Source organism: Agromyces sp. Leaf222 (assembly GCF_001421565.1).
Taxonomy (GTDB): domain Bacteria; phylum Actinomycetota; class Actinomycetes; order Actinomycetales; family Microbacteriaceae; genus Agromyces.
In genome coordinates, this window is record NZ_LMKQ01000001.1 from 405,927 (window position 1) to 429,320 (window position 23,394).

The 23,394-nt window shown below is 72.0% G+C and carries 20 protein-coding genes; 12 read left to right on the forward strand and 8 right to left on the reverse strand.

What is annotated here, in order from left to right; genetic code table 11:
* Window positions 1–33 precede the first annotated feature (33 nt).
* The gene (locus ASE68_RS01775) at window positions 34–3,678 is read left to right on the forward strand and encodes a proline dehydrogenase family protein (protein WP_055854541.1); all 3,645 of its coding nucleotides are present in this window, start codon (window positions 34–36) and stop codon (window positions 3,676–3,678) included.
* 63 nt (window positions 3,679–3,741) lie between these two features.
* Here ASE68_RS01775 and ASE68_RS01780 read toward each other — a convergent pair whose 3' ends face one another.
* The gene (locus ASE68_RS01780) at window positions 3,742–4,239 is read right to left on the reverse strand and encodes a RimK/LysX family protein (RefSeq protein WP_055854545.1); all 498 of its coding nucleotides are present in this window, start codon (window positions 4,237–4,239) and stop codon (window positions 3,742–3,744) included.
* A gap of 27 nt (window positions 4,240–4,266) precedes the next feature.
* On the opposite strand from ASE68_RS01780, the gene ASE68_RS01785 reads away from it, so the two are divergent.
* Complete coding sequence (locus tag ASE68_RS01785) at window positions 4,267–5,457, forward strand: RimK family alpha-L-glutamate ligase (protein WP_055854549.1); 1,191 nt, start codon at window positions 4,267–4,269, stop codon at window positions 5,455–5,457.
* Window positions 5,458–5,518: 61 nt separating this feature from the next.
* Window positions 5,519–6,670 carry an SLC13 family permease gene (locus ASE68_RS01790; protein ID WP_055854553.1) on the forward strand — a complete coding sequence of 384 codons (1,152 nt, stop codon included), beginning with the start codon at window positions 5,519–5,521 and terminating at the stop codon, window positions 6,668–6,670.
* Window positions 6,671–6,678: 8 nt separating this feature from the next.
* Here ASE68_RS01790 and ASE68_RS01795 read toward each other — a convergent pair whose 3' ends face one another.
* Together ASE68_RS01795 and ASE68_RS01800 are read right to left on the reverse strand one after the other, a co-directional pair.
* Window positions 6,679–7,065, reverse strand: coding sequence for a GntR family transcriptional regulator (locus ASE68_RS01795; RefSeq protein ID WP_055854556.1), 387 nt, complete (start codon window positions 7,063–7,065; stop codon window positions 6,679–6,681).
* A gap of 2 nt (window positions 7,066–7,067) precedes the next feature.
* Window positions 7,068–7,505 carry an Lrp/AsnC family transcriptional regulator gene (locus tag ASE68_RS01800; protein ID WP_055854559.1) on the reverse strand — a complete coding sequence of 146 codons (438 nt, stop codon included), beginning with the start codon at window positions 7,503–7,505 and terminating at the stop codon, window positions 7,068–7,070.
* 205 nt (window positions 7,506–7,710) lie between these two features.
* Here ASE68_RS01800 and ggt point away from each other — a divergent pair, with 205 nt between their 5' ends.
* On the forward strand, window positions 7,711–9,606 hold the full coding sequence (ggt, locus tag ASE68_RS01805; protein WP_055854562.1) for a gamma-glutamyltransferase: 1,896 nt from the start codon (window positions 7,711–7,713) through the stop codon (window positions 9,604–9,606).
* An 82-nt stretch (window positions 9,607–9,688) separates the two neighbouring features.
* The gene (locus ASE68_RS01810) at window positions 9,689–10,504 is read left to right on the forward strand and encodes an LLM class F420-dependent oxidoreductase (protein ID WP_055854563.1); all 816 of its coding nucleotides are present in this window, start codon (window positions 9,689–9,691) and stop codon (window positions 10,502–10,504) included.
* Window positions 10,505–10,567: 63 nt separating this feature from the next.
* Here ASE68_RS01810 and ASE68_RS01815 read toward each other — a convergent pair whose 3' ends face one another.
* The gene (locus ASE68_RS01815) at window positions 10,568–11,314 is read right to left on the reverse strand and encodes a hypothetical protein (protein WP_055854566.1); all 747 of its coding nucleotides are present in this window, start codon (window positions 11,312–11,314) and stop codon (window positions 10,568–10,570) included.
* 241 nt (window positions 11,315–11,555) lie between these two features.
* Here ASE68_RS01815 and ASE68_RS20050 point away from each other — a divergent pair, with 241 nt between their 5' ends.
* From ASE68_RS20050 to lepB, 4 genes are all read left to right on the forward strand, one after another.
* Window positions 11,556–12,305 carry a hypothetical protein gene (locus ASE68_RS20050; RefSeq protein WP_055854569.1) on the forward strand — a complete coding sequence of 250 codons (750 nt, stop codon included), beginning with the start codon at window positions 11,556–11,558 and terminating at the stop codon, window positions 12,303–12,305.
* A gap of 5 nt (window positions 12,306–12,310) precedes the next feature.
* Entirely contained in the window at window positions 12,311–14,230 is a 1,920-nt protein-coding gene (locus ASE68_RS01825; RefSeq protein WP_055854571.1) for a hypothetical protein, read from the forward strand.
* Window positions 14,231–14,295: 65 nt separating this feature from the next.
* Complete coding sequence (locus ASE68_RS01830) at window positions 14,296–14,976, forward strand: DUF305 domain-containing protein (protein ID WP_055854574.1); 681 nt, start codon at window positions 14,296–14,298, stop codon at window positions 14,974–14,976.
* Window positions 14,973–15,512 carry a signal peptidase I gene (gene lepB, locus ASE68_RS01835; protein ID WP_055854577.1) on the forward strand — a complete coding sequence of 180 codons (540 nt, stop codon included), beginning with the start codon at window positions 14,973–14,975 and terminating at the stop codon, window positions 15,510–15,512. Before ASE68_RS01830 ends, lepB begins: the two co-directional genes overlap by 4 nt.
* Window positions 15,513–15,558: 46 nt before the next feature.
* Here lepB and ASE68_RS01840 read toward each other — a convergent pair whose 3' ends face one another.
* The 4 genes from ASE68_RS01840 to ASE68_RS01855 form a co-directional block, all read right to left on the reverse strand.
* A complete protein-coding gene (locus ASE68_RS01840; RefSeq protein ID WP_055854579.1) occupies window positions 15,559–16,320 on the reverse strand; it encodes an IclR family transcriptional regulator in 762 nt (253 codons plus the stop codon).
* Window positions 16,317–17,786, reverse strand: coding sequence for an APC family permease (locus ASE68_RS01845; RefSeq protein WP_055854582.1), 1,470 nt, complete (start codon window positions 17,784–17,786; stop codon window positions 16,317–16,319). The genes ASE68_RS01840 and ASE68_RS01845 overlap by 4 nt, the downstream gene beginning before the upstream one ends.
* 141 nt (window positions 17,787–17,927) lie before the next feature.
* A complete protein-coding gene (locus ASE68_RS01850) occupies window positions 17,928–18,698 on the reverse strand; it encodes a hypothetical protein (protein WP_157421492.1) in 771 nt (256 codons plus the stop codon).
* 138 nt (window positions 18,699–18,836) lie between these two features.
* Window positions 18,837–19,577 (reverse strand): DUF4097 family beta strand repeat-containing protein, encoded by a 741-nt coding sequence (locus ASE68_RS01855; protein WP_082461840.1) that lies wholly within the window; start codon window positions 19,575–19,577, stop codon window positions 18,837–18,839.
* A 153-nt stretch (window positions 19,578–19,730) separates the two neighbouring features.
* Here ASE68_RS01855 and ASE68_RS01860 point away from each other — a divergent pair, with 153 nt between their 5' ends.
* From ASE68_RS01860 to ASE68_RS01870, 3 genes are all read left to right on the forward strand, one after another.
* Window positions 19,731–21,248 carry a peptide MFS transporter gene (locus ASE68_RS01860; protein WP_055854590.1) on the forward strand — a complete coding sequence of 506 codons (1,518 nt, stop codon included), beginning with the start codon at window positions 19,731–19,733 and terminating at the stop codon, window positions 21,246–21,248.
* A 61-nt stretch (window positions 21,249–21,309) separates the two neighbouring features.
* Window positions 21,310–22,077, forward strand: a complete 768-nt coding sequence (locus tag ASE68_RS01865) for a polyprenol monophosphomannose synthase (RefSeq protein WP_055854593.1) — start codon at window positions 21,310–21,312, stop codon at window positions 22,075–22,077.
* Between the two features lie 64 nt (window positions 22,078–22,141).
* Window positions 22,142–23,377, forward strand: coding sequence for an MFS transporter (locus ASE68_RS01870; RefSeq protein ID WP_055854595.1), 1,236 nt, complete (start codon window positions 22,142–22,144; stop codon window positions 23,375–23,377).
* The last annotated feature ends 17 nt before the right edge of the window (window positions 23,378–23,394 follow it).

Sequence of the window (23,394 nt, forward strand, 5' to 3'; positions counted from 1 at the left end):
GCGCCCGAAGCAAAGGACACTACCCTCGTGACCATGTCGGACACCGCCACGCTCGAGTCGCACCGGACCGAGCGCGTCGTCGCCCTTGTACGCCGATGGCTCGCCGAGAGCGCCGAGCATCCCGCCGAAGTGTCGGCCGAACGCCTCGCCGGCGTGCTGAAGGATCCGAACGGGCTCGCGTTCACCGTCGGCTTCGTCGACGGCGTGATGCGGCCGGAAGACCTCGGCGTCGCCGGTCGCAACCTCGCCCAGGTCGCGAAGCTCACCCCCCGCTTCCTGCCCTGGTACCTCCGTGCCGCGATCCGCCTCGGCGGCGTCTTCGCGCCGGTCCTGCCGTGGATCGTGGTGCCGATCGCCCGCCGCGTGCTGCGCGCCATGGTCGGCCACCTCGTGCTCGACGCGACCCCCGCGAAGCTCGGCCCCGCGATCGCGCACCTGCGCGAGTCGGGCAACCGCCTGAACCTGAACCTCCTCGGCGAGGCCGTGCTCGGCGAGGACGAGGCCGACCGTCGCCTCAAGGGCACGACCGAGTTCCTCGCGCGCGACGACGTCGACTACGTCTCGATCAAGGTGTCGAGCGTCGTCAGCCAGCTCTCGATGTGGTCGTTCGACGAGGCCGTCGCGAAGGTCGTCGCCAAGCTCACGCCGCTCTACGAGCTCGCCGCGAAGGCGTCGACCGGCGGCACCGGCAACGCGAAGTTCATCAACCTCGACATGGAGGAGTACCGCGACCTCGACCTGACGATCGCGGTCTTCACGACCCTGCTCGACCAGCCGCAGCTGAAGCAGCTCGAGGCCGGCATCGTGCTGCAGACCTACCTGCCCGACGCGCTCGGCGCCATGCAGCATCTGAACGAGTGGGCGACGCGGCGCCGCGCCGACGGGGGTGCGCCCATCAAGGTGCGCGTCGTCAAGGGCGCCAACCTCGCCATGGAGCACGTCGACGCCGCCGTGCACGGCTGGCCCGTCGCGACCTACACGTCCAAGCAGGACTCCGACACCAACTACAAGCGCGTCCTGCGCTGGTCGATGACGCCCGAGCGAACGGATGCCGTGAAGCTCGGCATCGCCGGCCACAACCTGTTCGACGTGGCCGACGCCTGGATCACGGCCGTCGACGGTGGCGTCACCGACCGCGTCGAGTTCGAGATGCTGCTCGGCATGGCGACCGGACAGGCCGAGGCCGTTCGCGGCGACGTCGGCAACCTGCTCCTCTACACGCCGGTCGTGAACCCGAGCGAGTTCGACGTCGCGATCGCGTACCTCGTGCGCCGCCTCGAAGAGAACGCGAGCCAGGAGAACTTCATGTCGGCCGTGTTCGACCTCGCGTCGAGCAGGAGGCTCTTCGACCGCGAGGAGGCCCGCTACCTCGCCTCGCTCGCCGCGCTCGAGGCCGACCCGGCCGAGCCCTCCCCGAACCGCGTGCAGAACCGCCGCACCGAGTGGACCGAGGAGTCGTTCGCCGCGGCCATGTCGCCGAAGGATGCCCCTGCGCCCGGCACCGAGCACGAGCAGGACGAGTCGCTCACGAGCGTCGTGCTCGGCATCCGCCGCGGCAGCCTCGGCGACGGCATCGACCTCGATGCGATCGACGGCGCGACGCCGATCTCCGGCGCCCCCGCCCCGCACGGCTCCGGCGTGACGCCCGGGTTCGCGAACGAGCCCGACACCGACCCGGCGCTCGCCGCGAACCGCGACTGGGGCCGCCGCATCCTCGCGCGCGTGCCCGAGTCCCGCCTCGGCGTCGACACCGTCGCCGCCGCGCGCATCGACGACGTCGCGACGCTCGACCACGTCATCGCGGTCGCCGCCGAGCGCGGCCGCGACTGGGGCCGGCTCTCCGGCGACGAGCGCGCCGCCGTGCTGCACCGCGCCGGCCTCTCGCTCGCGGCGAACCGCGACCGCCTCATCGAGGTCATGGCCGCCGAGACCGGCAAGACCATCGCCGAGTCCGACCCCGAGATCAGCGAGGCCATCGACTTCGCCCACTACTACGCCGAGCGCGCCCGCGAGCTCGACCACGTGCAGGGCGCCGAGTTCGTGCCGTCGAAGGTCACGGTCGTCACCCCGCCGTGGAACTTCCCGGTCGCGATCCCCGCGGGCGGCGTGCTCGCCGCGCTCGCGGCGGGCTCCGCCGTCGTCATCAAGCCCGCGAAGCTCGCGCAGCGCTCGGGCGCCGTCATGGTCGAGGCGCTCTGGGAGGCGGGCATCCCGCGCGACCTGCTCGTGCTCGTCGACCTCGCCCAGCGCGAGCTCGGCAGCCGCCTCGTCAGCCACCAGGCCGTCGACCGCGTGATCCTCACGGGTGCGTACGAGACCGCGAAGCTGTTCCGCTCGTTCCGCCCCGACCTGCCGCTGCTCGCCGAGACGAGCGGCAAGAACGCCATCATCGTGACGCCGTCGGCGGACCTCGACCTCGCGGCATCCGACGTCGTGAAGAGCGCGTTCGGCCACGCGGGCCAGAAGTGCTCGGCCGCCTCGCTCGTGATCCTCGTGGGCTCGGTCGCGAAGTCCGAGCGCTTCATGCGCCAGCTCGTCGACGCGACGATGTCGCTCAAGGTCGGCTGGCCCGAGCACGCGACCAGCCAGATGGGCCCGCTCGTCGAGCCGGCGAACGGCAAGCTCGAGCACGCGCTCACCCAGCTCGGCATCGGCGAGAAGTGGCTCGTCGAGCCGAAGCGCCTCGACGACACCGGCCGCCTCTGGTCGCCCGGCGTGCGCACCGGCGTCGCCGCGGGCTCCTACTTCCACCTCACCGAGTTCTTCGGACCGGTGCTCGGCGTCATGCACGCGAAGAACCTCGACGAGGCGATCCGCATGCAGAACGCGGTCGACTACGGCCTGACCGCCGGCCTGCACTCGCTCGACTCCGACGAGGTCGCGACGTGGCTCGACCGCGTCGAGGCCGGCAACCTCTACGTCAACCGCGGCATCACCGGCGCGATCGTGCAGCGCCAGCCGTTCGGCGGCTGGAAGCGCTCGGCGGTCGGCGCTGGCTCGAAGGCCGGCGGCCCGAACTACCTGTTCGGGCTCGGCGACTGGGTTCCGCAGCACGACATCACGTCGGGCTCGCTGCACCTGCGCGGACTCGAGAAGCGCGTGTCGGAGCTCATCGAGGCGTCGCAGTCCTCGCTCGACTTCGACGCGTTCGAGGTGCTCCGCCGGTCGGCGCTGTCCGACCAGATCGCCTGGACCGAGGAGTACGCGACCGTCAAGGACGTCTCGGGCGTCGGCGTCGAGCGCAACCTGTTCCGCTACCGCTCGCTGCCCGTCGCGATCCGCATCGGCGAGGCGGCGACGCTCGGCGAGGGCCTGCGCGTGATCGCGGCCGGCGTGCTCGCGGGTTCGAGGCTCCGCGTCTCGACCGCGCACGAGCTGCCGAAGGGCGTCGTGCAGCTGCTCTCGTCGCGCAACGTCGACGTCACCCGCGAGGGCGACGCGTCGTGGCTCGCGAAGGTCTCGAAGAAGGGCGTCGGCGCCGCGCGCGTTCGCCTGATCGGCGGCGACCCCGCCGGCCTCGCGATCGCCCTCGACGGCACCCCGGATGTCGCGGTGTGGTCGCACCCGGCCACGCCCTCGGGCCGCGTCGAGCTGCTGCCGTTCCTGCACGAGCAGGCGATCTCGATCACCAACCACCGCTTCGGCAACCCGACGACGATCACCGACGGCGTGATCTGAGCGGATTCGAACCGAGCACGGCGCCGGCGCGCGGCATCCGATCTCCGGATGTCGCGCGCTTCGCTACTCGGTCGGCGGCAGCGGGTCGCGCCCGCGGTTCTGGCGACGGATGCCGCGGGGCGCCCGCCCGCCGAGGAAGGACTCGCCGGCGGCGACGAGGAACCCGTTGCGCAGCGCCTCGCGCCCGATGAGCATGCGGAAGCCCATCTCGTCGCGGTTGCTGAGCGTGACCTCGGCCTGCATCTCGCGGCCGAGCAGCACGATGTCGAGCAGCACCACGATGCGCTCCTCGGAGTGGCCCGACGAGCTGCGGACGATGCGTCGATCGTGCACGCGCGACTCGACGACGACTCCGTCTTCGTCGGAGTTCTGCCAGGGCCTCACGCCGTAGCGCACCCACGGTTCGCCGTCGCGCTCGAACTCCTCGAGGTCGAACGCGTGCAGCGACGACGACCGGGCACCGGTGTCGAGCTTGACCTTGATCCACCCGACGTCGATCGCGGGAAGGCTCGCCCACTCGCGCCATCCGGCGATGGTGCTTGAATGGTCTGGCTCTCTCATCTCGATCAATCATGGCAGGGGCTGACTTTGAAACTGGCGATTCTCTCGCGTGCCCCGCAGGCGTACTCGACGCAACGACTCCGGGCGGCGGCGCTGCAGCGCGGTCACCAGGTGAAGGTGCTGAACACCCTGCGGTTCGCGATCGACCTCGCCGGGGCCGAACCCGACCTGCAGTACCGCGGTCGTCCGCTGAGCGACTACGACGCGATCCTGCCGCGCATCGGCAACTCGATCACGTACTTCGGCACGGCCGTGGTGCGCCAGTTCGAGCAGATGGACGTCTACACGCCGAACACCGCGAACGGCATCACGAACGCGAGAGACAAGCTCCGCGCGAACCAGATCCTGTCGCGGCACAATATCGCGCTGCCCCCGACGTCGTTCGTGCGCAATCGCGCCGACGTGCGCCAGGCGATCGAGCTGGTCGGCGGTGCGCCGGTCGTCATCAAGCTGCTCGAGGGCACGCAGGGCATCGGCGTGATCCTCGCGCCACAGGTCAAGGTCGCCGAGGCGATCATCGAGACCCTGCACTCGACGAAGCAGAACGTGCTGATCCAGAAGTTCATCGCCGAGAGCCGGGGCCGAGACATCCGCGCCCTCGTCGTGGGCGACCGCGTGGTCGCGGCCATGCGCCGGGTCGCGAACGGCGACGAGTTCCGCTCGAACGTGCACCGCGGCGGCAGCGTCGAACCGGTCGAGCTCACGCCCGACTACGAGCTCGCCGCCGTGCGGTCGGCGCAGATCATGGGCCTGAAGGTCGCGGGCGTCGACATGCTCGAGGGCAACGACGGGCCGCTCGTCATGGAGGTCAACTCCTCGCCGGGCCTGCAGGGCATCGAGACGGCGACGAACCTCGACGTCGCCGGCGCGATCATCGACTACATGGCCAACCAGGTCGCCTTCCCCGAGATCGACGTGCGCCAGCGCCTCACGGTCTCGACCGGCTACGGCGTGGCCGAGCTGCTCGTGCACGGCAACGCCGACCTCATCGGCAAGACCCTGGGCGAGTCGGGACTGTGGGAGCGCGACATCACGGTGCTCACGCTGCACCGCGGCACGAACGTGATCCCGAACCCCCGCAAGGGCGTGCTGCTCGAGGCCGGCGACCGGCTGCTGTGCTTCGGTCGCCTCGAGGAGATGCGCTCGATGATCCCCGAGCGCCGCAAGCGCCGTGCGAAGGTGCGCCGCCTGCCCAAGGAGCCCATCCCCGAGAGCTGAGCGGATGCCGCGGGCCGGCGCCGCGTCGTCGGTGCGCGCCCGCAGGGGGTAACGTCATCCGGTGCGCATCGCGATCGTCGGCGGAGTGCTGCTGCTCGTCGGGGCCGCGGCGACGGTGTTCGGCGTGCTTCCGCTCTCGTCGGTGGCCGAGCTCGCGGGGCGCGTGGTGCCGATCCTCGTGTTCGTGGTGGCGGTCACGGTCGTGGCCGAGCTCGCCGATGCGGCGGGGCTGTTCCGGGTCATCGCCGAGCGGCTCGCGGGGCTTGCGCGTGGGCGGGCCATCGTGCTCTGGCTCCTCGTGCTGGTGCTCGCCACGGCGTCGACCGTGTTCCTCTCGCTCGACACCACGGCGGTGCTGCTGACCCCGGTGGTCGTCGCGTTGGCCGCGCACGCGCGCATCTCGCCGATCCCGTTCGCACTCACGACGGTGTGGATCGCGAACACCGGCTCGCTGCTGCTGCCCGTGTCGAACCTCACGAACCTGCTCGCGGCCGAGCACCTGGGGCTGCATCCGCTGCAGTTCGCGGCGATCACCGCCGCTCCGGCGCTCGTCGCGGTCGTCGTGACGGCGGCCGTGCTGTTCGCGACGCGGCCGCGGCAGCTGCTCGCGCGGTTCGAGCCCGAGGCGGCGACGCCGCCAGACGACCGCGTGCTCTTCCGCATCGCCGCGATCACGCTCGCGGTGCTCGTGCCGCTGCTCGTGTCGGGCATCGAGGTGTGGATCCCGGCCTGCGCCGCGGCCGCCGTGCTCGTCGTGGCCTTCGCGATCCGCCGCCCCTCCGTGCTCACCGGCTCGCTCGTGCCGTGGCAGCTCGTGGTGTTCGCGTCGGGGCTGTTCCTCGCGGTCGAGGCGCTGCACGCCGCACGGGCGACCGACGTGCTCGCCCTGGTCGCGGGCACCGGCGACGGCCCGCTCGAGCTGCTGCGCCTCGCGGGCGTGGGCGCGACCTCGGCGAACCTCGTGAACAACCTGCCCGCCTACCTCGCGCTCGAGCCGTTCGCCGACGACCCCGTTCGCCTGGTGGCGCTGCTCATCGGCGTGAACGCCGGCGCGATCATCACCCCGTGGGGGTCGCTGGCGACCCTGCTCTGGCATCAGCGCCTGGTGTCGATGGGCGTCGAGATCTCGTGGCCGCGGTTCATGCTGCTCGGCCTGCTCGCGGCGCCGCTCGTCGTGGTGTCGGCGACGCTGGCGCTGGCGTTCACCGCCTGACGGGCGGGTCAGCGACGCGCGCGAAGCGCCGTCTCGACGAGGGCGATCGCCGCGGCGTCGTCGAGGCCGAGGTGGTGCACGCGGTCGGCGAAGGCGATCGCGGCGAGCTGCGCCTGCTGCGAGGCCGGGTCGCCGGTCGCCGACACGAAGGTGCCGGCCCGCCCGCGGGTCTCGATGACGTGGTCGGCCTCGAGCGCCCGATAGGCCTTCGCGACGGTGTTCACGGCGAGCTCGAGGTCGGCGGCGAGGGCGCGCACCGTCGGCAGGCGGGTGCCCGGCGCGAGCGATCCGTCGGCCACGCCGTCGGCGACCTGGCGCCGCAACTGCTCGAACGGCGCTGCGGATGCCGCGTGGTCGATCGTGAGCGCGAGCGGGCCGGCCGCGGCATCCGTCATGCTCAGTCCCTGCTGCGGTTGACCAGGCGCGAGAGCACGATCGCGCTGCGCGTGTGGTCGACGTTGGGGGCGATGCGCACGCGTTCGAGCGCGTCTTCGAGCGAGGCGATGTCCCGGGCACGCATGTGCACGATCGCGTCGGCGCTGCCCGTGACGGTGCCGGCGTAGACGACCTCGGGCACGCCCTGCAGGATGCGCTGCAGTTCGTCGGGCGCGACCGTTCCGCGGCAGAAGAGCTCGACGTAGGCCTCGGTCGACATGCCGTCGACGGCGGGGTCGACCTGGATCGTGAACGAGCGGATGACGCCGTCGGCGACGAGGCGGTCGACGCGTCGCTTCACCGCGGAGGCGGACAGTCCGACCGACGATCCGATGTCGCCGTACCCCGCTCGCGCATTCTGGCGGAGGAGGTCGAGGATGGCGCGATCGAGGTTGTCCATCCTCGGAGTGTACGACGATCGGTTGCGCGATCACAGGTGCCTACGCGGGAATGTTGCGTGCGACTGTCGGATCGACCGAGTGCGAAGCCTTCCATGGGCACCGTCGTGCCGCAACCCCTCGCGGATCGCGCTCGACGCGTCGTAGCGTGACCGCATCGGCCAGCGTCGTGTGATTGTCGTGTCGTGTGATTCGAGGGGGACTCCCATGCACCAGGTTGCGGCGCGTCGTGCGCTCACGTTCTCGATCGCGGCGGTCGCCGTCGGCGGGCTGCTCGCCGTCGGCGCGTCGGCCACCGCGGCCGCTCCGCCGGCGCTCGCCCAGGCAACCGCGAGCGGCCTCGCGGCGGGGGTGTCGGCATCCGCCTCGTCGCGTTGGTCGCCGCAACCGCAGGCGACCGCGGTCGGATCCGGTGGCGCCGTGTCATCCGTCGACGCCGTGGCCAGTCGCGTCGGCGTCGAGGTCCTCCGCCTCGGCGGCAACGCGGCCGACGCCGCCGTCGCGACCGCGGCCGCGCTCGGCGTCACCGAGCCGTACAGCGCGGGCATCGGCGGCGGGGGGTACTTCGTGCACTTCGACGCGAAGACCGGCGAGGTGACCACGATCGACGGCCGCGAGACCGCGCCGGCCGCGATGCCGACCGATGCGTTCCTCGACCCGGCCACCGGCCAGCCCTACCGGTTCACGCCCGAGCTCGTCTCGTCGGGCGTCTCGGTGGGCGTGCCGGGCACGCTCGCGACCTGGGAGGCGGCGCTCGACCGGTACGGCACGAAGCGGCTGTCGACGATGCTCGCCCCGGCGATCGCGGTCGCAGCCACCGGGTTCACGGTCGACGAGACGTTCCGCAGCCAGACGCTCGACAACAAGGCGCGGTTCGCGGCCTTCCCCGACACCGCGAAGCTGTTCCTCCCGAAGGGCGACGCGCCCGTCGTCGGCTCGACCTTCCGCAACCCCGACCTCGCGAAGACGCTCGGGCTCATCGCGCTGCGCGGCACCGACGCCTTCTACGAGGGCCGCCTCGCCAGCGAGATCGCCGATGTCGTGCAGCACCCGCGCAAGGATCCGGCCTCGCCGCTGCCGGCACCGCCCGGCACCCTCACGGCCGACGACCTCGCCGCCTACGAGGTCGTCGAGCAGGCGCCGACCCACGTCGAGTACCGCGGGCTCGACGTCTACGGCATGGCGCCGAGCTCGTCGGGCGGCACCACCGTCGGCGAGTCGCTGAACATCCTCGAGAACCACGAGCTCGCGGGCGACACCCCCGAGGCGACGGCGCAGAGCCTGCACCTGTTCCTCGAGGCCACCGCGCGCGCGTTCGCCGATCGCAACGCCTACGTCGGCGACCCCGCCTTCGTCGACGTGCCGACCGAGACCCTGCTGAGCCAGGGCTTCGCCGACGCCCGCGACTGCACGATCGACCCGTCGGCGGCATCCGCCCGGCCGGTCGCGCCCGGGGCGCTCGACGCGAGCGGGTGCGCGACGGTCGATGCCGCCGAGCCGACCGACACCGAGAACGTCTCGACCACCCATCTCTCCGTGGTCGACCGGTGGGGCAACGCGGTCGCGTACACGCTCACGATCGAGCAGACCGGGGGATCCGCGATGACCGTTCCCGGGCGGGGATTCCTGCTCAACAACGAGCTGACCGACTTCTCGACCGTCTACAACGAGGCCGACCCGAATCGCATCGAGCCCGGCAAGCGGCCGCGCTCGTCGATGTCGCCGACGATCGTGCTCGACGGCGGCGACGTGCGGTACGTGCTCGGTTCGCCCGGCGGCGCGACGATCATCACGACGGTCACGCAGATCCTGCTGAACCGCATCGACCTCGGGATGTCGCTTCCCGAAGCGGTCGCCGCACCGCGGGCCTCGCAGCGCAACGCCGCCGTGACCCCGGCCGAGCCGGAGTTCATCGACGCGTACGGCGCGGCCCTCGGCGCGTACGGGCAGACGTTCACGCCATCCGGCGACCGGTTCACGTCGGCCTCGCAGATCGGCGCCGCCGCGGCGATCGAGGCCGCACCCGACGGCACGATGACGGCGGCCGCCGAGCCGGTGCGGCGTGGCGGCGGCACCGCGCTCGTGGTCAGGCCGCGCCGCTGAACGGGCCCTCGCGGCATCCGTCTCGTCTCACGGATCGGCCCGAACCGGGCCGCGGGCCCCGACCCGGATCTAGGCTTGGAGGATGAGCCCTACCTCGTCCGTGCGCCTCGGCATCCAGGTGCAGCCCCAGCACGCCCAGTACACCGCGATCCGCGACACGGTGCTCCGCCTCGAAGAGCTCGGCGCCGACGTCGTCTTCAACTGGGATCACTTCTTCCCGCTCTCCGGCGACCGCGACGGCCTGCACTTCGAGGCCTGGACCATGCTCGGCGCGTGGGCCGAGCAGACCGAGCGCATCGAGTTCGGCACGCTCGTGAACTGCAACTCGTATCGCAACGCCGACCTGCAGGCCGACATGGCCCGCACGCTCGACCACATCAGCTCGAAGGGCGGCGAGGGCCGCTTCATCTTCGGCACCGGGTCCGGATGGTTCGAGCGCGACTACGACGAGTACGGCTACGAGTTCGGCACGGTCGGCGGCCGGCTGAACGCCCTCGCCGACGCACTGCCCCGCATCGAGGCGCGCTGGGCGAAGCTCAACCCGGCGCCGACCCGCAAGATCCCCGTCATGATCGGCGGCAAGGGCGAGCAGAAGACGCTGAAGATCGTAGCGAAGCACGCCGACATCTGGCACTCGTTCGTGGCGCCCGACGAGCTCGGCCGCAAGCTCGACGTGCTGAAGCGCTGGGGCGACGAGGTCGGCCGCGACGTCTCCGAGATCACCGTGTCGAACGAGCTCGGGCGCGGCACGGCCGATCTCGAGCACGCCGATGCGCTCTACGACGCGGGGGTGCGCCTCTTCACGCTCGGCATCAGCGGCCCCGACTACGACCTCTCGGCCGTGCGCGAGTACCTCGCCTGGCGCGACGCGAAGAACGACCTGGCTCGGGTCGCCTGAGCTCGGGTCGCCCGAGCTCGGCTCGCCCGGTCGCTGCCATCGAGCGGATGTCGCGGCGCGGCGTCAGGGGCCGGTCACCGTTCCGAAGGTGAGCCGCCCGTCGGCGGCGAGCGTGACGTCGATGCTCGTCGGCGTGTCATCTGCGCTGACCGACGTGGCGACGTTGAGCCCCTTTTCTGGGAACCTCCCATCGACCGTGCAGGTCGATGCGGCGCCTCCGAGGTCGGGGAACGCGACCACGACGCAGAGTTCGGCCGCGTCGCGGGCGAGGAAGACGAGCGTCCCGTCGGGGCGTGTCGCGAGAAGGCGGTATTCGAGCGAGCCGTTCCCGAATCCGAACTCCGGCGGCAGGGGTGCGGCGTCGGCCTCGGTCGCGGGTCGCAGGAACACGTCGGCCGCCGACGCCTCGCCGGCGAGGGGTTGCTCGGCGAGGGAGTCCGCCATGGAGGGCTGATCCGTGAACGGCGTGGCCGTCGGGGTCGGCATCGCCGACTCCGCGGTCGCGTGCAGAGTCGTGCCGAGCTGCCAGCCCGCGAGGAGGCCGACGACGAGCGCCGCGAGGCCCACGATGATCGTCCCGCGGAGCCGCCCGCTCGGAACGGAGTCGGCGGCCACCGGGGTGACGGCCGGCTGAACCTCGGGCTCGGCGGGTGGTTCGCCCGCCGCGACCTCGGCCTCGACGGCCGCCGCCGAGCGAGCCTCCCGCAGCGCATCCAGCTCGCGCGCGGCATCCGCTCGCTCCGCATCGGAGGCGCCGGAGCCGAACGCGAGGCGTTGCAGGCGGGCGAGGTCGGCGTCGGGTTCGGGCACGGCATCCTCCGTCGGGCGGCGAGGTTCGGGCACGCCGTGATCTGGTTCAGGATGCCGCATCGCCCGTGGACGGGCAACCGTGCCCGCCGCGCCCACCGGTGCGGCATCGCGGCGCCTGCGGTGCCGCCGGTGTCCCAACCGGGTTCACGCCGACGAAACACGCTGCTCGGCAGCGCCGAAACACCGGCTTCCTAAGTTCGGCTCATTCGCATTCCGCGAATGCCCGTGTCCAGGAGGTTCGATGCAATCACCACCGAGCAACACCCGAACGAGACGACTGCCGTACGCGATCCTCGGTGGCGGCGTCATCGCCGCGGCCGCGATCGTCGGCGGCTTCATGGCCATCCCGGCCGTGAGCGGTGCGAGCGGCGCCGACAGCTCCGCGACCGAGGAGCTCGAGGCGGTCACGTCCAAGCCCGAGCTCGGTGCGCCGCGCGACCCGCTGAGCCCCGACGAACTGAGCTACGCGATCCACCTCGCGAGCACCGATGAGAGCGTGCCGGCGGACGTCACGTCCGTCGACGGATCGGACGCGCCCCAGGTGCTCTCCGTCGACATCGCGAACGGAGACGTCGACGCCACCGGACGCCTCGTCGACGTGTACCTGTTCGACTACACGTCGAACCAGACGTTCCTGCAGCGGGTCGACCTCGCCGCGGGCGACGTCGAGAGCACGTCGAAGGCGGGCGTCCAGCCGCCGCCCACTCCCGACGAGGTCGACTACGCGTTCGGCGTCTTCCTCGGCGACGCCGCGGCCAGCGCCGCCGTGCGCGCCGAGTACACGTCGGTCGCCGGCGGCGAGCTCGAGTCGATCGAGCAGCTCGCGGTCACCGGCGGGGCCTTCGTGCCGGACGCAGGAACCCTCGGCGCCGAGGCCTGCGGCATCGACCGATGCGTGGAGATGCAGTTCCGCGTGCCCGGCGGCGGATACCTCGACACGACCGCATTCGTGGTCGACCTGTCCACCGAGTCCGTGATCGGCATCAAGTGAGAGGCATGACCATGAAGAGGATCTCCCGCGCGATCGCCGTCGCGGCGGCCGCCGTCGCCGTCGCCGCCGGCCTCGCCGTCATCCCGGTGACCTCGGCCACGGCCGCGGCGCCGGTCGTGAACTGCTCCGGTGACGCGCTCATCGAGAAGTCGTTCGACAACGGCACCGACTGGCAGATGTGCTGGCGCATCGACAGCAAGCACGGTCTCGTGCTCGAACAGGTGGCCGTCAAGGCCCCGGGGGAGGACTCGTTCCGCCGGGTCCTCGACTCGGTGAGCCTCGGACAGCTCAACGTGCCCTACGACACCGGCAAGAACGTCTGGAACGACATCACGTCGTACGGCTTCGGCAACCAGTACCTGCAGAAGCTCAGCGCGGCCGAGTGCAGCACCGGCACGCTCCGCGACTACGGACAGGCGTGGAGCGTCACCCGCCGCGGCGTGACGACGAACTACCTGCGCACGATCCCGTCGCTCTGCATCACGGACACCACGCGCGACATGTCGTACCGCTCGCACGAGCAGAGCTGGGGGTCGATCGAGGACAAGCCGCTCTTCACCGCGACGGGGCAGGCGTTCAACCTCACCATCGTCTCGAAGGTCGACTGGTACGAGTACGCGACCAAGGTCGAGTTCACCGACGAGGGGGCGATCTCGTTCAACCTCGGTGCGACCGGGGACATCTCCTACGAGGACTTCGACGCGGATGCGACCACCGGCTGGCCTGTGGGAACGGATGCGGCGAACTACGCGGCCTCGCACTGGCACAACGCGTTCTGGCGCCTCGACTTCGGTCTCGACGGCCAGAGCCTGCAGCAGGTCGAGCAGTACGACTCGACGCTGGGCGAGCCCGGCGAGATGGCACCGCTGATGCACACCACCGGCGCGACGATCGAGCACCCGGCGAACCTCGTGCCCGCCGCCGACACCACGTGGTGGCGGGTGGTGGCGCCCGAGAGCCGCAACACCGACAACCACGCGCGTTCGTACGAGTTCGTGTTCCCCGGTTCGCAGCTCTACCAGGGCAACCCGATCACGCAGCCGCTCATCAGCGTCACGAACTACGCCGACTGCGAGCAGTTCGCGAGCAACAACCTCAACCCCGCCTGCCCCAACCTGAGCGTGCTCGACTACGTCGCGAACAGTGCGGATGCCGCCCTGACCGACCCGGTCGCCTGGGTCAACAGCGGGTTCCACCACGTCGTGCGCGACGAGGACCAGAGTCCGATGCAGACGCACTGGCAGTCGTTCTCGATCATGCCGCGCGACTGGACGGCGCAGTCGATGAGCACCCCCGATGCGAGGACCTGCATCAACGGCGACACCGGCGGCGAGATCCACAGCGACGAGACGCCGTGCGAGGCGGTCGTGCCGACGGACCCCGAGCCGACCGACCCGCCGGCGACGACCGAGCCGACGGACCCGCCCGCGACGACCGAGCCGACCGACTCCCCGGAGCCGACCGACCCGGCCGAGCCGGGCGAGGGCGACGGCCAGGATGCCCCGAGCCTCTCGATCTCGGCGAAGGATCTCGCCCCGGGCGAGAGCTTCGCGCTCGAGGGCGCGGGCTTCGCGCCCGATGAGACCGTCGCGGTCGTGCTGCACTCCGACCCGATCACGGTGGGCACCCTCACCGCGAACGACGAGGGTGAGATCGCGGGCACCCTGAAGGTGCCCTCGGACGCGCCCGACGGCTCGCACAGGATCGTCGTGACGGGCGCCGAGTCCGGGCTGACGGCGGAGGTCGACGTCACGATCGCCACGGCGGCGGCACCGGCAGGCGCCGCCGGACCGGTCGCCGCGCTGCTCGCCTCCACGGGCACGGCGCTGCCGATCGCGGCCGCGTCGGTGGCGCTCGCGCTCCTCGTCGCGGGCGGGGCGCTCATGCTCCGCCGGCGTCGCCGGTCGGCGATCACGTCGATCTGACCCATGCGGTGGCGGCCGGGCGCGTGCCCGGCCGCCACCTTCGCACCACCACGGAAGGAGCACCGATGCGACGTCCCATCGCGACGACGGTCGCCCTGGCGGTCGTCCTCGTCGCCGGCGCGGCCCTGATCGGGCCGAGGCTCGCGGCGGCCGACGCCGCACAGGCGACCGAGCGCATCGACGGCGCCCCGGGCAGCACCGTCATGGCGGCCTCCGGCCGGGCCGAGACATCCGAGGCCCTCGTGCCGTCGGGCGCCGCGGACGGAACAGCGGCCTCGGTCGACGACGTGCCCGACGACGCGGACATGCTGTTCGCGATGATGATGGTGCCGCATCACGAGCAGGCCGTCGAGCTCTCGCGGATGCTCGCTGCGACGCCGGGCATCGACGGCTTTTCGACCTCGCTCGCAGCCTTCATCGATGCGGACCAGACCAAGGAGATCGTGGCCATGAACGCGTGGCTCGACGCCTGGCACGGGGTCGGCATCATGAACCACGACCGCGGCGGGGCGATGGCGGGCATGGCGACGCCCGAGCAGATCGCCGAGTTCGACGCCCTGTCGGGTGCGGCCGCGGAGGCCAGGTTCCTCGAGTTGATGATCGCCCACCATCGTGGTGCGCTCGCCATGGCCGACGATGCGATCGCCGACGGCCGCAACAGCTACATCCGCTCGCTCGCGAAGCACATCGCCGCAGAGCAGGAGCGGGAGATCGCCGCGATGACCCTCAGGCTGGGCGAGCTGTGAACCGTCGCGGCGTCGCCGTCGCGGTCGTCGGTGCCGGGGCCGTGCTCGCCGTCGCGCTCGGTCTCGGCGCGGTGACCGGCGCGGCGGTGCACCGGGCCGACTCCCCGTCGATGGCGCCGGCGATCGAGGTCGGCGACGTCGTGGTCTCCGCAGGACTCAACGGCGTGCCGGAGCGGGGCGACGTGGTGGTCTTCTCCGATCCCGGCGGATGGGGGCCGCGCGTCGCGCGGCTGCTCGGCCGGGACCGGGTGTCGGAGACGTTCGTGAAGCGCGTGGTCGGCCTCGCGGGGGAGCGCGTCGCGTGCTGCACCGCCGCCGGCGCGCTCACCGTCGACGGCGCGCCGTTGCCGGAGCCATACCGGGTGCCGAACGACGGGCTCGCGAGCGTGCTCGCCTTCGACGAGATCGTCCCCGACGGCGAGGTGTTCGTGCTCGGCGACGCGCGCTCGGCCTCGATCGACTCCCGCTACCTCGGCAGCGTGCCCCTCGAGTCGGTGACCGGCGTCGTGCAGTTCGTGGTGCCGCTCGGCGGATGAGCCGCAGCGGTCGCCCGACTCGCGCCGCGACATCCGGCGAACGCCTTCAGCCGGCCGTCGAGCCCACCGGATAGGCGAGACGCGCCAACTCGTCGCACGCTTCGAGCAGCACGCCCAGGTGCCGCTCGGCAGACGCGAGGTCGCCGCCGGCCGATGAGAGCACGACCGCCGCGACCAGCTCCCCGTCGGGGGAGCGAACGGGAACGGCGATGCACGCACGCGGGGCGGGACCGCGCTCGGTGCACCGCGCATGGCCCAGCTGCGCGACCTCCGATGCGATGCGCCGGCGCTCCTCGATCGAGATGCCCGAGGCACGCGCCGAGTCCGCGACGACCTTCGCCGCGCGAGGATCGCTGGTTGCCTGCAGCGGTGGGAACGCGGCGATGAGGAGCCGGCCGATGGCCGTCGCGCCGAGTTGACGGCGGGTGCGGTCGATCGAGAGCAGCGGCAGGTCGGGATCCTCGTCGACGACCACGACCCGACCGCCCGGGTACCGCACGAAGTGCACGGCTTCGCCGGTGCGCTCCCGGAGCGCGGCGATGATGCCCGGGATCGGGTCGGCCCGGCTCGGCGCGATGAGGTGGGCGAGCTCGACCACGCGAACGCCGAGCACGAAGCCGTCGAGCGTCGGATGCCGCAGCAGGTACTCGTCGCTCGTGAGCGAGTTGATGAGGCGGTACGCGCTCGCGCGCGGCATGCCGAGCAGCTGCGCGATGCGGTTGGCCGAGAGCGTCGGACCGCCACGGGCGACCTCCTCGAGCACCGCGAGTGCGAGGGCGACGCCGCTGACGCCCGATGGGCCGCTCATGGCCGCCGAGCCGGAGCCGAGGAGATCGCGTCGGCGGCCACGGGCGTGTCGTAGGCGCCGACGCGGTCGGCGAGCCCGGGGCCCGAGCGCACGCGCAGCAGGTGCGCGATCGTCGCCGCCGCGATGAGGGCGACCAGGATGCACAGCGCCGTCGCGTCGTCGGCGGCCTCGGCGAGCATCTCGGTGGCTGCGACCCCGGTGAGCGCGATCGTGCCGAGCAGCGCGGGCCACGCCTCTCGCAGGCTGAACTCGCGGATGCGCACCAGGTAGGGGATCGCCGCCGCGCAGACCGCGAGGTAGGCGATGATGAACGCCATGCTCTCGGCCAGGTGCACGACGTCGCGGTAGAGCGATTCTCGGCCCGCCCCGACGAGCAGGAGCGTTCCGGCGATGAGCACCGCACCCACGGCGACGGCCGCGACGTGGGGCGTCGCGAACCTGGTCGACGTGCGTCCGAGTGCCTTCGGGAGGACCCCCTCGCGGGCCATGGTGAACACGAGGCGCACGAGCGCGTTCGTGCAGGCGAGCGTGCACGCGATCCACGATGCGGCGACGACGGCGTGGATCACGGGGTCGAGCCACGGGCTCGCGGCGACGTCGGCCTCGGTCAGCAGCGACGCGTCTCGACCGGCAGCGACGGCGGAGAGCTGGGCGAGCATGCCGAACAGGTACACCGCGGCGACGGAACCGACGGTCCACACCAGCGCGCGGGGCACGGCGGCGAGCGGGCGTCGGCTCTCGGGCCCGAGCGCGGTGCCGCTCTCGAAGCCGACGAAGCAGATGAGCGCGAACCCGATGCCCTCGGCGAACGAGGAGAGCGAGGGTGCTGCGCCGAGATCGGGCACGACGCCCTCGATGTTCCAGCCGGTCGCCGCGAACACGGTGAACGAGACCGCGATGAGGGCCGCGACCACGACGGCCTCGACGACGAGCATGACCCGCGTCGATGTGCGCGCGCCGAGGGCGATGACGACGGTGACGGCCGCGCCGATGCCGATCACGAGCAGCACGGAGGCGGGGCCGTCGGCGGCCCATCGCTCGGCGCCCCCGAATGCGGCGTCGAGCCGGCGCACGGCGCTGCGCAGGGTGTCGATCGAGACGCCCGCGTAGCCGAGCAGCAGGGCGACGCCGGCGACCATGCCGGCGGCCGGGCCGAGGCCCCGCGTCACGAAGGTGTAGATGCCGCCGGCGGCGGAGATCCGCCGGGCGAAGACGGACATCGACAGTGCGACGAGGATCACCGCCGCTGCGGTCAGCAGCAGGGTCACGAACGCGAACGAGCCGGTGCGGTCGACGAGTCCGCCGGTCAGGATGAGGAGGCCGCCCGCCGGCGCCACCGCGGCCACCGATTGCGCGACGAGGTCGAGCGTCGTCACCGATCCGCGTCGCAGGCCGTGCAGCGGTGACACGGATGCGAGGCTCGCGTCTGGTGTCCGTCGCGCGATCGCGTCGCTGAGTGCGCTCACCGGTGCCTCCTCGTGGTCCCTGCACCGTATGCTCCACCGATTTCGCGGCCGTCAGCGTCGTGTTACGCGGGTGTGACCTCGTGCGGGACAGCGGCAGGGCCGATGCGGGTCCGGCACGCCCTCGCGGGGCCGGCGCCCGGGTCAGCGCGCGACGGCCGTGACGGTGACCGTGCCGTCGGACAGCCAGACGACCTCGAACCGGGCTGCCTCGCGCTCGGCGACCACGTGGATGCCGCCCTCGGGGAACCGACCGCTCTCGGTGCAGCGGCTGAGCCCGCCCTCCGTCGGGAATGCGACGACCAGGCAGGCCTCGCCGTCGCGGAGCGCCGCGAAGGCGCGCGAGCCGTCGGGCAGGGTGAGCAGCAGTCGTTGCTGGCGGAATCCGTCGCGCACCCACGAGCGGGGCAGGGCGTCGCCCGAGATCGACTCGCGCGTGAAGACCGCAGCGGCCCCCGCCTCCGAGACGAGCGGCAGCGACTCGAGGTACTCCGCGTACGCCTGAGCGGTCGGAGGCGTCGACGGCGCGGAGAGCGTGGTCGGGTCGACGGCGCCGCGCGAGCCGAGTCCCCAGCCGATGAGCACCCCGAACGCGAGGGCGAGCGCACCCGCCGCGAGAGCCCACCGCATGCGCGACTCCGGTCGGTCGGGGGCGACGGATGCCGGTGCGCGGCCGTCCGGCGCGGCGTCGCCCGCCGATCGGCCTGCTGGGGGCATCGCCGACCGCGGCACGGTGAGCATCGGCGAACCGTCGGCGGAGCCGGCCTCGGCGAGCTCGCGGACGGCCACCTCACGCTCCGCGTCGGTCGCCCCGGAGCCGAAGGCGATGCGCTGCAGGCGGGCGATGTCGGCATCGCGCCCGCTCGCGGCATCCGGAATCGGACCGGCGTCGTCCTGCTGGTCGTTGCCCGTCATGACGCCCTCCATCGGCGGTCGTCATGAGGGCGGCGACCGCCGCGGTGTCAGGTCCCCTTCAGGATCCCTCACCGGTCGGGCTGCGGCAACCTTCCGTGCGCGGATGGCTCGCCGCGACGCCGGCGGCGCCACCCGACGTCAGCGTTCGGTGACCGAGATCGACCCGTTCGACGTGCCGAGGTCGAGCGTGAACTCGCCGTCGGAATCCTCGTCGATGTCGACCTCGACCGACCCGTTCGACGTGTCGGTCTCGACCCGGTAGCCGACGCCCTCGGTCGGCACCTCGAGTTCGATCGCCCCGTTCGAGGTGCGGGCCTCGACGTCCTGCGCGGCCGAGAGGCGCAGGTCGATCGCTCCGTTCGAGGTCGACGCCCGCACGCCGGTGCCGGCGAGACCCCGGCCCTCGATGCGGCCGTTGCTGGACTCGACCTCGATCGCGCCCGTGACGTCGTCGAGCTCGATGCGTCCGTTGCTCGTCGCGACGTCGACCTCGTTCACCCCGCTCAGCTCGATCGCGCCGTTCGAGGTCGCGCCGCGCACGTCGACGCCGGCCGGCAGCTCGATCGTGTAGTCGACGACGCAGTTCCGCCCGCATCCGCTGAGCACGAGCACGCCGTCGTCGACCTCGAACGTCACCCCGACGGTTCGCTCGCCCCGGTACGAGACCGTGCGCGAGACCTCGATCTCGGTGCCCTCTCCGGCGCCCTTCACGATGACGCTGCCCGCAGGCTCGTCGATCTCGATCGTCTGCACCCGGGCGTCGAGGGTCTCGTCGTCGCTGAACCGCTCGGGCGGGGCCAGGAGCCCGCATCCGCTGAACGCCAGGGCTGCTGCCGCGGCGACGGCGCCGACCGCGATCATGCGTGCTGTGTGAATCATCGTTCTTCCCCCCGCGGGCTTCCACCCTGCCTCCGACCATAACGAGGCCGCCGTCGCAGCCGCACGGGGGCATGCCCCCGGAGTCCGGAGTGGGGGAGCACCCGCCGGAGCGCTGCTCGCGGCATCCGACCACGCGGGTCTAGGCTGACCCGCATGGGCAAGGTCACCGAACCTGCCCCGGGGGAGTACGGCCCGCCTGAGCCTGCGAGCGAGGGCTCGAGCGAGCACGACACCCGGGGGGACCACGGCTTCTTCGGACAGCCGCGACCGCTGGTGCACATCTTCGGGGTGGAGATGTGGGAGCGGTTCAGCTTCTACGGCATGCAGGGCATCCTGCTGCTGTACCTGTACTACTCGATCGCCGACGGCGGCCTCGGCATGGACCAGGCTGCCGCGGCGGGCATCGTCGGCGCATACGGCGGGGCCGTCTACCTCTCGACGATCCTCGGCGCGTGGGTCGCCGACCGGTTGCTCGGCTCCGAGCGCGTGCTGTTCTACAGCGCCATCGTGATCATGGGCGGCCACATCGCGCTCGCCGCGCTGCCGGGATTCCTCGGCGTGGGCGTCGGGCTCGTGCTCGTGGCGTTCGGCTCCGGCGGCCTCAAGGCGAACGCGACGAGCGTCGTCGGCTCGCTCTACTCCGAGCACGACCCGCGGCGCGACGCCGGCTTCTCCCTCTTCTACCTCGGCATCAACCTCGGGGCGTTCCTCGGCCCGCTCATCACCGGCCTCGTGCAGGACACCTGGGGCTTCCACTGGGGCTTCGCCGTCGCCGCGGTCGGCATGGCGCTCGGCCTCATCCAGTACGCCTTCGGACGCAAGGGGCTGCCGGCCGTGGCATCCGTCGTCCCGAACCCGCTGCCCAGGTCGAGGCGGGGACTCGTGATCGGCATCGCGATCGCCGCGGTGCTGCTCATCGCCGTGCTCGTGCTGACCGGGCTGGTGAACGCCGGCAACCTCGTGTCGTGGGTGATCGGGGCCACCGTGGTCGCCGCCGTCTCGTACTTCGTCGTGATCCTGCGCAGCAGCCGCATCACGTCGACCGAGCGCAGCCGCGTGTACGCGTTCATCCCGTTGTTCATCGCGAGCGTCGCGTTCTGGTCGCTGTACCAGCAGCAGTTCACGGTGCTCACGATCTACGCCGACGAGCAGCTGAACCGGAACATCTTCGGCTGGGTGATGCCGGTGCCGTGGGTGCAGTCGATCAACCCGGTCTTCATCATCGTGCTGTCGGGGGTATTCGCCGCGATCTGGACGAAGCTCGGCGACCGCCAGCCGTCGACGCCGATCAAGTTCGCCCTCGGTACGGCGCTCATGGGTGTCGCGTTCCTGCTGTTCCTGCCGTTCGCGGGCGGCGGCGAGAACTCGACGCCGCTGCTCTGGATGGTGCTCATCCTGCTCGTCTTCACGGTCGCCGAACTGCTGCTGTCGCCGGTGGGCCTGTCGGTCGCCACGAAGCTCGCGCCTGGGGTGTTCCACACCCAGATGGTCGCGCTGTTCTTCCTCTCGGTCGCGCTCGGCTCGTCGATCGCCGGGCTGCTGGCGGGCTTCTACACGGTCGTGAACGAGGCGACGTACTTCGGCGTGCTCGGTGCCATCGCGATCGTGCTCGGCGCCGGGTTGTGGCTCGGCCGCAAGCCCGTGCTGCGGCTCATGGCGGGCGTCCGCTGACGCGGCGACCGTACTCTCCTCGTCCGGATACGATTGGCGGGCACGCACGAGGGGAGTACGGATGTCGCGCGCCCTCGTCGTGATCCCGACGTACAACGAACGGGAGAACATCGCCGAGACCGTCGCCCGCGTGCGGGCGGCCGTGCCAGAGGCATTCGTCGTGGTCGTCGACGACAGCTCGCCCGACGGCACCGGATACATCGCCGAGGGCCTCGCCGCCGACGACGGCGCCGTGCACGTGCTGCACCGCACCACGAAGGACGGCCTCGGGGCCGCATACCTCGACGCGTTCGGCTGGGCGCTCGAGCGCGGACACGACCCGATCGTGCAGATGGACGCCGACGGCTCGCACCTGCCGGAGCAGCTGCCCTCGCTGCTCGCCGCGCTTGAGGCCCCGGATGCCGCGGGCCGGCCGGTCGACATCGTGATCGGCTCCCGGTGGATCCCCGGCGGCACCATCGAGAACTGGCCCAAGCGCCGTGAACTGCTCTCTCGATGGGGGAGCGCCTACGCGCGAACCATGCTGCGCCTCTCGACGCGTGACGCGACCGCCGGGTACCGGGTGTTCCGGGCATCGGCGCTGCGGGCGATCCGGCTCGACGACGTGCACACCCGGGGCTACGGATTCCAGGTCGACATGCTCTGGCATGCCCGCCAGGCCGGACTCGTGGTGGTCGAGGTGCCGATCACCTTCGTCGAGCGCGTGCGCGGCCGATCGAAGATGAGCACCATGATCGTCGCCGAGGCGATGCTGAAGGTCACCGGATGGGGCATCGCCGGGCTGTTCCGGCGTTCCGACGCGGCATCCGGACGATTCGTCGGCTCCTGACGACGAACGGTCGGGCGGGCGATCGCTCCCTTCGGAAGGGTGGAGTTCCACCTGAAGGAGCGCCATGTCGACGAACACCGCGAGCACCACCGTCATCTCCCCATCGCCCGCCGGGTCGGCCGGCACCGGCCCGGCTGCCACGCACGGCCCGGTCGCCCCTCGCCGTGCTGCATGGGCCGGCGTCGTCTCGCTCGGCCTCGGCATCTTCACGCTCGTCGCGAGCGAGTTCCTGCCGGCCAGCCTGCTCTCGCCGATCGCCGCCGACCTCGGCATCACCGAGGGCGTCGCCGGGCAGCTCGTGACCGCCACGAGCATCATCGGCATCATCGGCGGCCCGCTGGTCGTGTCGGCGCTGCCGAGGGTCGACCGCCGCACGGTCATGGTCGGGCTCACGACGCTCGCCATCGTCTCGAACGTGCTCGTCGCGATCGCGCCGGTGTTCGGGCTCATGCTGGCGTCGCGACTGCTGCTGGGCCTCGCGATCTCCGGATTCTGGGCCATGTCCCTCGCCGTGACCTCGCAGCTCGTTCCGGCCGAACGACTCGGCCGCGCGATGACGATCGTGAACACCGGCCTCTCGCTCGCGACGATCGCCGCCGTGCCCGCGGGCGCCGTGCTGGGCGAGCTCGTGGGCTGGCGCACCGTGTTCCTCGGCGCCGCCGCGGTCGGGGTCATCGCCCTCACCGTGCAGATGGTCACGCTCCCGTCGGTGCCGCCGACCGGTTCGCCGGGCTTCGGCACCCTCGTTCGCACCGCCGCTCGGCCGGTGGTCGCCCTCGGGGTGCTCTCCGTCGTGCTCATCTCCGGCGGCCACTTCGCCGGATTCACCTACCTCCGCCCCGCCTTCGAGACGATCGGAGCGGTCACCCCCGCGACGCTCGCGCTGCTGCTCGCCGCCTTCGGCATCGCCTCGTTCGCCGGCAACCTGATCGCCGGGCCGTTGGCGGACCGCCGGTTGCGCGTGCTGCTCGTCGCGGCACCGACCGCCATCGGCGCGTCGATGGTCGCCTACGCGCTGCTGGGCGCGAACCCGGTCGTCGCGGTGATCGTGGTCGCCGTGTGGGGCGCCGGGTTCGGGGCCGTGCCGACGATGATCCAGACCTGGATGGCGCGCGTCGCGCCAGACCGGCTCGAGAGCGCGGGCGGACTCATCGTGGCCGCATTCCAGACGGCGATCACCATCGGCGCGGCCGTCGGCGGCCTGCTCGTGGACTCGGTCGGCGTGCAGGTCGCGTTCCTCGGCGGCGGCATCGCCGCAGTCATCGGCGGCATGGTGCTCGTCTCGGCGCGGGGGCGCTGAGGATCGGCCGGCGGCCG

Coding starts and splice junctions, on each gene's coding strand:
- ASE68_RS01775 (WP_055854541.1), top strand. CDS start 34: ATGTCGGACACCGCCACGCTCGAGTCGCACCGGACCGAGCGCGTCGTC.
- ASE68_RS01795 (WP_055854556.1), bottom strand. CDS start 7,065: ATGACGGATGCCGCGGCCGGCCCGCTCGCGCTCACGATCGACCACGCG.
- ASE68_RS01825 (WP_055854571.1), top strand. CDS start 12,311: ATGACCATGAAGAGGATCTCCCGCGCGATCGCCGTCGCGGCGGCCGCC.
- ASE68_RS01860 (WP_055854590.1), top strand. CDS start 19,731: ATGGGCAAGGTCACCGAACCTGCCCCGGGGGAGTACGGCCCGCCTGAG.
- ASE68_RS20050 (WP_055854569.1), top strand. CDS start 11,556: ATGCAATCACCACCGAGCAACACCCGAACGAGACGACTGCCGTACGCG.
- ASE68_RS01810 (WP_055854563.1), top strand. CDS start 9,689: ATGAGCCCTACCTCGTCCGTGCGCCTCGGCATCCAGGTGCAGCCCCAG.
- ggt (WP_055854562.1), top strand. CDS start 7,711: ATGCACCAGGTTGCGGCGCGTCGTGCGCTCACGTTCTCGATCGCGGCG.
- ASE68_RS01840 (WP_055854579.1), bottom strand. CDS start 16,320: ATGAGCGGCCCATCGGGCGTCAGCGGCGTCGCCCTCGCACTCGCGGTG.
- ASE68_RS01850 (WP_157421492.1), bottom strand. CDS start 18,698: ATGACGGGCAACGACCAGCAGGACGACGCCGGTCCGATTCCGGATGCC.
- ASE68_RS01855 (WP_082461840.1), bottom strand. CDS start 19,577: ATGATTCACACAGCACGCATGATCGCGGTCGGCGCCGTCGCCGCGGCA.
- ASE68_RS01800 (WP_055854559.1), bottom strand. CDS start 7,505: ATGGACAACCTCGATCGCGCCATCCTCGACCTCCTCCGCCAGAATGCG.
- ASE68_RS01865 (WP_055854593.1), top strand. CDS start 21,310: ATGTCGCGCGCCCTCGTCGTGATCCCGACGTACAACGAACGGGAGAAC.
- ASE68_RS01870 (WP_055854595.1), top strand. CDS start 22,142: ATGTCGACGAACACCGCGAGCACCACCGTCATCTCCCCATCGCCCGCC.
- ASE68_RS01830 (WP_055854574.1), top strand. CDS start 14,296: ATGCGACGTCCCATCGCGACGACGGTCGCCCTGGCGGTCGTCCTCGTC.
- ASE68_RS01780 (WP_055854545.1), bottom strand. CDS start 4,239: ATGAGAGAGCCAGACCATTCAAGCACCATCGCCGGATGGCGCGAGTGG.